This is a genomic window from Stenotrophomonas sp. STEN022, assembly GCF_056760155.1.
In genome coordinates, this window is the sequence record NZ_JBRREG010000152.1 from 1 (window position 1) to 7,319 (window position 7,319).

The 7,319-nt window shown below is 63.4% G+C and carries 9 protein-coding genes; 5 read left to right on the plus strand and 4 right to left on the minus strand.

From position 1 onward, the window contains the following. Positions 1 to 83: 83 nt before the first annotated feature. On the minus strand, positions 84 to 986 hold the full coding sequence (locus ACVOMF_RS20070; RefSeq protein WP_481510833.1) for a peptidylprolyl isomerase: 903 nt from the start codon (positions 984 to 986) through the stop codon (positions 84 to 86). 153 nt (positions 987 to 1,139) lie between these two features. Here ACVOMF_RS20070 and ACVOMF_RS20075 point away from each other — a divergent pair, with 153 nt between their 5' ends. The 4 genes from ACVOMF_RS20075 to ACVOMF_RS20090 all read left to right on the plus strand — a co-directional run bounded on the left by ACVOMF_RS20075 (position 1,140) and on the right by ACVOMF_RS20090 (position 3,489). Continuing rightward, positions 1,140 to 1,502, plus strand: a complete 363-nt coding sequence (locus ACVOMF_RS20075) for a PadR family transcriptional regulator (RefSeq protein WP_296251505.1) — start codon at positions 1,140 to 1,142, stop codon at positions 1,500 to 1,502. After that, positions 1,502 to 2,500 carry a sensor domain-containing protein gene (locus ACVOMF_RS20080; RefSeq protein ID WP_481510834.1) on the plus strand — a complete coding sequence of 333 codons (999 nt, stop codon included), beginning with the start codon at positions 1,502 to 1,504 and terminating at the stop codon, positions 2,498 to 2,500. Before ACVOMF_RS20075 ends, ACVOMF_RS20080 begins: the two co-directional genes overlap by 1 nt. Positions 2,501 to 2,816: 316 nt before the next feature. Beyond that, the gene (locus ACVOMF_RS20085; RefSeq protein WP_481510835.1) at positions 2,817 to 3,173 is read left to right on the plus strand and encodes a DMT family transporter; all 357 of its coding nucleotides are present in this window, start codon (positions 2,817 to 2,819) and stop codon (positions 3,171 to 3,173) included. 1 nt (position 3,174) lies between these two features. Beyond that, complete coding sequence (locus ACVOMF_RS20090; protein ID WP_481510836.1) at positions 3,175 to 3,489, plus strand: DMT family transporter; 315 nt, start codon at positions 3,175 to 3,177, stop codon at positions 3,487 to 3,489. Between the two features lie 150 nt (positions 3,490 to 3,639). Here ACVOMF_RS20090 and ACVOMF_RS20095 read toward each other — a convergent pair whose 3' ends face one another. Both ACVOMF_RS20095 and ACVOMF_RS20100 read right to left on the minus strand, forming a co-directional pair. After that, entirely contained in the window at positions 3,640 to 4,953 is a 1,314-nt protein-coding gene (locus tag ACVOMF_RS20095) for a polyhydroxyalkanoate depolymerase (protein WP_481510837.1), read from the minus strand. A gap of 81 nt (positions 4,954 to 5,034) precedes the next feature. Further along, entirely contained in the window at positions 5,035 to 5,631 is a 597-nt protein-coding gene (locus tag ACVOMF_RS20100; RefSeq protein WP_481510838.1) for a class I SAM-dependent DNA methyltransferase, read from the minus strand. 63 nt (positions 5,632 to 5,694) lie between these two features. Here ACVOMF_RS20100 and ACVOMF_RS20105 point away from each other — a divergent pair, with 63 nt between their 5' ends. Further along, on the plus strand, positions 5,695 to 6,150 hold the full coding sequence (locus ACVOMF_RS20105; RefSeq protein WP_481510839.1) for a CopD family protein: 456 nt from the start codon (positions 5,695 to 5,697) through the stop codon (positions 6,148 to 6,150). Positions 6,151 to 6,245: 95 nt separating this feature from the next. Here ACVOMF_RS20105 and ACVOMF_RS20110 read toward each other — a convergent pair whose 3' ends face one another. Next, positions 6,246 to 7,013, minus strand: coding sequence for an alpha/beta hydrolase (locus tag ACVOMF_RS20110; RefSeq protein ID WP_481510840.1), 768 nt, complete (start codon positions 7,011 to 7,013; stop codon positions 6,246 to 6,248). Positions 7,014 to 7,319: the final 306 nt, after the last annotated feature.

Genomic DNA, 7,319 nt, shown 5'->3' on the forward strand with positions numbered 1-7,319 from the left:
CTGCCGAGCATGGCTCGGCACTACGGGTCGGGTTGCTGGTAAAGCCTCTGCCGAGCATGGCTCGGCACTACATTGGATGCGCTTTACCGGATGCGCACCGGCAATGGGATGTTGCACAGGTCGATATGGCCAGCGGCGCGCTTGTAGAAACCGTCCACGCGGTTACGTCGTGCTTCCACCGCGTCGGCGAAGGTTTTCGAATCGGTACGCAGCACCTGCAGGTTTACCCGCTGTGCTTCCGGCAATTCGCTGGCCAAGGTGATCGCCTTGATCTGCGTGCGCTGCGCGGGGTCTTCGTAGAAGCCCATCGGGTCAGGACCGCGCTTGATCGTGCTGAGCAGTTCCATGCCCTTGAGCACGCGGCCCACCAGGGTGATGTTGCGGTCCAGCTGGCGCGGCGATTGACCGGTGACCACATAGAGTTCTGCACCAACGCTGCTGTCCTCATCGTTGTTGCGGCCGGCGCCGAGCGCACCATAGCAATGCGCCAACCAGGCATTCTTGCCATCGGTGCCGACCGCGAAGTCGCCGACGAAGCCGGTCCTGGCGGCCCAGCCATCGCGGTCGGGCAGGGCGGTGAAAGCCAGCCCTTCCAGCGGGCGCTGGAATTCTGCAGGCAGGTGGGTCTTGGCGCTGCCCATCGACTTCGCATTGGCCGCATCGTCAGCATCAGCGTCGCCGAACTGGACCACGAAGTTGTCCTGCGAGCGGTAGATGCTCAGCCCGTCCCAGAAGTGCTCCTTGGCCATGGTACGGATGTTGCCGGCGTGCTCGGGTGCGAACTGCGGGGCCAACTCAATGATGACGCGGCCACCTTCCACATCCATGTACAGCGTGTTTTCCGCTGCCGGGCTGTGCCAGTCGCTGGCCGGGGCGGCATCGATGATTTCCTGCGCGCTGCGGTACTTGGCGGGGGCGTCGGCCGCCAGCAGCGGCAGCGGGGACAGCGACAGAGCCAGCGCAAGCAGGCAGGGACGTAGCGTCATCGGGCGCATTCCAGTTGGGTGTGGCCCGATTCTGCGTGATTGCCCGTGCCGCCCGCCAGCCTCATGACCGAGGTGGGGGTGACTACCGGCATATTCACTATAGCGAACTAAGTACTAGTATCTGCTTCACGCTAGTCGGCAGGAGTGAATGCCATGACTGAGTTGGATGCCCATCTACGCAAGTTCCAGAAGGAATTGAGCACAGGCACGGTGTCGTTGGCCTTGCTGGCGGTGCTGGCCAAGGCGCCAGAGCCGTTGTACGGCTACCTGATTGCCAAGGAGCTGGAGCGGGTTGGCGACGGGGTGCTCAGCGGCAAACAGAGCGCGTTGTACCCGGTGCTGCGCAACCTGGAAGGCGCGGGCCTGCTGGAAAGTCATGTGGAGCCATCGGTGGCCGGACCGCCGCGGCGCTACTACCGCATCAATGACGACGGCCGCGCCGCGCTGCGGCAGTGGATAGCAGCGTGGAATGCCACCCGGGACTCGGTCGAGTCCGTACTGGAAGGAATCAACTGATGAATACCGAATACACCGCGCGAGCGCTGCCGACGACGATTCCCGAATACCTGGACCAGCTGCGTGCCGCTTTGAGTGGTGCTGACCTGGCGATGATCCAGGACGCACTGTACGACGCCGAGGAATACCTGCGCTCGGAGCTGGCCGAACAGCCGGGCAAGAGCGAGGCCGAGGTGATTGCCGGTGTCGCCGGCAGTTATGGCGCACCAGAGGAGGTGGCTGATATCTACCGCGAAACCGAAGTGACGGTGAATCGGGCGCTGCGTACACCGCGGCCGCCAGCACGGGTGGCACCGGTTGTTGCAGCGGTGGCAGCGGAGTCCGCTGCATCGCCAGCCGAGCCAGGTGTCGCGGCGGCGGTCCGCGAGCCTGCTCCGCGCTCCTTGCTGGCACGCTTCTTCGGTGTTGCGATGGACCCGCACACGTATGGCGCGCTGTTCTACATGCTGTTGTCGTTGGCCACCGGCATCTTCTTCTTCACCTGGGTGGTCACCGGTTTGTCGCTGTCGGTATCGCTGCTGATCGTGATCATCGGTATTCCGGTCCTGCTGCTGTTCCTTGGCTCAGTGCGGGTGTTGTCGCTGGTTGAAGGCCGCATCATCGAGACCATGCTGGGCGTGCGCATGCCGCGTCGTCCGACCTATACCGATCGCAGCCAGGGTTGGCTGCAGCGCATCGGTGCGATGTTCTCGGACGGCCGCACCTGGCTGACCATGCTGTATTTCGTGCTGATGCTGCCGCTGGGCATCCTGTACTTCACAGTGGCGACGACCTTGCTGTCGACGTCATTGGCGCTGGTATTCGCACCGCTGGTTTCGTTGTTTTCCAACCTGCCGATGGGGATCTGGATCGACGGCGTCAATGTCGGCAATGCGTTCTGGTTGTGGCCGGTGTCGGTGGGTGTAGGCGTGCTGCTGCTGTTCGGCACGCTGCACCTGGCACGTGGCATCGGCAAGCTGCATGGGGCGATGGCCAAGCATCTGTTGGTGCGGTTGTAAGCACAGCGGGTTGAAGGGATGCAGACGAGGGCGCCGATGGCGCCCTCGTTTTGTAGTGTCGAGCCATGCTCGGCAGAGGCATTGCCAGTAGAGCCCTGCCGAGCATGGCTCGTTGCTACGCTCCCTCCCTTTCGCGTAGCGAAGGGGAGGGTTGGGGAGGGGTAGGCTTTTCGCTTGCTGATCCAGTTGGAGTCTCGCGGCTTATGCCGCTCCCGCAAGAAGGCAGAGCGGGAGGCGTTGCCGGTAGAGCCTCTGCCGAGCATGGCTCGGCACTACCTCGCGGTATGCTGGTGGCGATTTTTTTGTGGAGAACGTCATGACCGGTAAAGGCTGGTTCTACGTGGCCCTGACCTGTCTGTTCGAGCTGGTCTGGGTGTATGGCTTCAATGTGGCTGCCGCATGGTGGCATTGGATTCCGATCATCGCGGTGATCGTGGTGGACTTCCATTGGCTGGCAAAGGCCTGCGAATCATTGCCGACCGGCACGGTGTACGCGGTGTTTGCCGCCGTCGGCACGGTGGGAACGGCGCTGATGGATATCTTCCTGTTCGACGGTAGCTTCAGCCTGGCCAAGGGCGTGTTCATGGCGGTGCTGGTGGCAGGCGTGATCGCGTTGAAGCTGGCCGATGGCAAGGCGGCTGCCGAGCCCGACACAAACGGGCAGGGAGGCTGATATGGGCTGGTTTCTGGTGATCGCCGCAGCATTGATGGAGACGGTAGGCGTGATTGGCCTGAAGCGTTACAGCGGGCGCAAGAGTCTGTTGAACGCGACCTTGTTCTTCGGCGGGTTCGGTGCTTCGTTTGTGTTGCTGTACCAGTCCTTCCGCTATATCCAGTTGAGCATTGCCTATGCGGTGTGGATTGGTTTGGGAACGGCGGCTGCGGTGCTGGTGAACATGCTGTTCTTTGGTGAGTCGCGCAGTACGGCGCGCTTGCTGAGCCTGGCGGTGATCGTGGTGGGGGTTGTCGGGTTGAAGGCGGTTTCTTGAAAGCAGAAGGCCCCGGGAGTGCCGGGGCCTTGGTGTTGGTGCTTCCACTTCCGGGGCGTCGGAGCGATGGCCGTTGCCTATATTTTTCAGACTTCGGTTTGCCCTCACCCCAACCCCTCTCCCGCAGGGAGAGGGGCTTTAAGCCAAGGCTCAGCGCTGGGCGCGGCGGCGCAGCGGGGTTACGTTGCTGCTGGCTTTCTTGGCTTTTTTCGCCGCCGGTTGCGCGGACTGGGCGCTGAAGAAATCGCGCATCTTCGGGTACACCACTTCGCGCCAGCGGCGGCCGCTGAAGATGCCGTAGTGGCCGGCGCCTTCGACGATGAAGTGGTCGCGGCGCGAGGCCGGGATGCCGGTGCACAGCGCCTGCGCCGCTTCGGTCTGGCCCAGGCCGGCAATATCGTCCAGCTCGCCTTCGATGCTCAGCAGGGCGGTGTCGCGGATGGCCGACGGGTCGACGTGTTCGCCGCGCACATACCACTCGCCACGCGGCAGCAGGAACTCCTGGAAGACCACGCGAATGGTGTCCAGGTAGAACTGCGCCGGCATGTCGAGCACGGCGTTGTATTCGTCGTAGAAACGGCGATGCGCGTTGGCATCGTCCAGGTCGCCCTTGACCAGGTCCGTGTAGAAATCCCAGTGCGACATCAGGTGGCGGCTGGGATTCATCGACATGAAGCCGGCGTGCTGCAGGAAGCCCGGATAGACGCGGCGGCCCTGGCCCGGATACGGCGCCGGAATGGTATGGATGACGTTGTTCTCGAACCACGACATCGGGTTGCGGGTGGCGAGGTTGTTGACCGCGGTCGGGCTGCAACGTGCATCGATCGGGCCGCCCATCATCACCAGCGAACGCGGCGTGGTTTCGCCGCGGCTGGCCATCAGTGACACCGCCGCCAGCACCGGCACGGTTGGCTGGCAGACGCTGACCACGTGCACGTTTTCGGCGCCGAGGTGGCGGATGAATTCCTGCACGTATTCGATGTAGTCGTCCAGGCCGAACTCGCCCTGTTCCACCGGCACCATGCGCGCGTCGACCCAGTCGGTCACATAGACGCGGTGGTCGCGCAGCAGGGTGCGCACGGTGTCGCGCAGCAGGGTGGCGTGGTGGCCGGACAGCGGTGCTACCACCAGCACGATGGGCTGGGCTAGCAGGGCTTCAACCTTGGAGGTTTCGTTGCTGTGGCGCTTGAAGCGCAGCAGCTTGCAGAACGGCTTCTCCACTTCGGTGAGCTGGGCGATCGGCACGATCTCGCCATCAAGCTCCAGCTCGTGAATGCCCCATTCGGGCTTCTCATAATCCTTGCCGAGGCGGTGGAACAGCTCGTTCATCGCCGCGAAGCGATCAGCGCCCGGCATCGACGACCACCAGTGGCCCGAATTATTGAAGAACGCCGCATTTGCCTGCGCCTGGTGAACCCAGGGCGCAAGCAGGTTGCGGGTCAATTCATGCAGTTGATAAAGCATGACGTCCCAATATGTACAGTCATATGATGCTGTGCAGCATAGCGCACTATGACATTTGCGGCGTTAAGCCGGTATCGGCCTTTAGTCGGCCCTTTCCAGCGCGGCGATGTCTTCGCTGAACGACGGCCCAAGCCAGCAATGCGAGCCGACACCGCGGAAGCCCGCTTCGCGCAGCTGGCTCTTGTACCAGCGGGCAGGGCGCTGCTGGAAGCCGTCGTGGTCGCCATGGAACTCGTCCTCGGCGGTGAATGCCTCCAGGAAGGCGACCCCGCCGCAGAGCTCGGCCAGGCCGGGCAGGCCCTTGCGCAGCTCGCGGCTGGGCACGTAGTGGATGACATCCGAGCAGACCAGCAGGTCGACCGGCGCGCACGGGCGCAGCCACTGGAAGTCGCCGAAGCTGGCCAGATGCAGGTTGCGGGTGCGGCCATAGCGGCGCACTGCGTACTCGCTGCTGTCAAAGCCCATGTACTGCAGCTTGGGTCGCAGCTTGAGCAAGGGTGCGCGCCAGGCGGCTTCGCCGCAGCCAACGTCGAGCACGCTGCGGATCGGGCGCTCCAGGTAGTACTCGGCTGCGGCAACGGCCAGCTGCACCTTGCGTGCCAGGCGCGCTGCGCCGCCGATATCGTCGCGGCGATACCAGCGTTGGAAGTAGTCGGCGTCGTACTGCTTGTCCTGCATGTGCGTGTCTTGTGCGGATGGGCGAAAATGGCGCTCATCCTACGCCGCCGATGGAGCCAGCGCATGCAGTCATACTTTTGGGTAAAGACCTTCCACCTTGTTTTCGTGGTGGCGTGGATGGCGTCGGTGTTCTACCTGCCGCGGATCCTGGTCAACCTGGCCGAGGCTGCGGGTCAGCCGGCGGTGGTGGAGCGGCTGCAGTTGATGGGCAAGCGCCTGTACCGGTTTGGCCATGTGATGTTCGGCTTTGCCTTCATCCTGGGGCTGGTGCTGTGGCTGGGTTACAAGGTACTGCCGGAGTTTCCGACCATGGTGGCGCCGGGCGCTGCCGGCTGGCTGCATGCAAAGCTGGGGTTGGTGGTCTTGCTGATGGTGTATTTCACCTTCACCGGGCGCTGGTTGAAGGGCACGATCAAGGGCAAGGCCCTGCCGTCATCGGGAACGCTGCGCTGGTTCAACGAGCTGCCGTTGGTGCTGTTCATTGCGATTGTGTATCTGGTGTTGGCCAAGCCGTTCTAAGTCTTTTTGCAGGGCTGCGAAGATCAACGGCACCCCTCCCAACCCTCCCTTTGGCGCAGCCAAGGGGAGGGCTGGGGAGGGGTAAGCTTCAAGCGCTACCGCCCCCGCAACGCCTCCGCAAACTGCGGAAAGGCAAACACATCATTGTGATCGGCATTCGCGATGGTTACTGCCTGCGCCACGCCGGGTCGGAATTCGCGCAGCAGCCGCAGCGAACTCGCATTCGGAATCACCTCATCCCGGCCGGCGATGATCAAGGTGGTGGGTGCAGTGATCTGGGCGGCGTGACGCCATGAGTCGTAGTGATCGCGCAGCAGCAGGCGTACCGGGAAGGCCGGGAACATGCGCGCAGCCAGGCCGCCGATGCTGTCGTAAGGCGTGATCAGGACCAGGCGTTGAACCGGCCGCGCAGCCGCGAGTTGCACGGCGACGCCCGAGCCGAGGCTGCGGCCAACCACGACGATGTCCTGGGCTTGGCCGTTGCTGGTGCTGTCGTACAGCGCCAAGGCATCGCCAACAAGCATGGCTTCGGTCGGTGAACCGCTGCTGCCGCCATAACCGCGGTAGTGCATGGCGTGGATGGCGGCTTCGGGAAACGCCTGCTGCAGCATCGGCAGTGCCTGCGAGACATCTTCGGCATTGCCGCCGAAATACAGGATGAGCTGTGTGCTGTGCTGCCTGTTGCTGGAGACGATGATGTCGGCATCGCCGCGCGGCATGGTCCAGTGCGGTACATCGGCGCTGCGCGGGGCCGGGTGGTAAAGCATGCTTCGGGCATTGAAGGCGAGCAGGGCGCAGGCGATCAGGTACATGCTGGCGAGCACGCTGATGGCGATCAACAGGACTTTCAGGCTGGTGATCATGCTGCTTGGCCTCGCCGGGGATGGGGAGAAGGCAGGTGATGCGGTCCATTTGCCTATCGCGTCGCCACAATCCGATGTCCGTGCGCTGGTCGGGTTTGGTTTTGGGGTTGGGGGGTCTGCGGCGATGCTCACAATACCCAAACCCTTGGCACCTTTATCATCTGATGCTGTACTGGCTTCGCGGCGGGCCCCCCGCCCCCAAAAACCAACCCAGCCAGGGCCCCGCCCAAGGGGTTTGGGGCCCCGAAATGGAAATTGTCCGCAGCAACACGCGTCAGCCCCACCCCCGCCCCGGCCCGCAGCAAT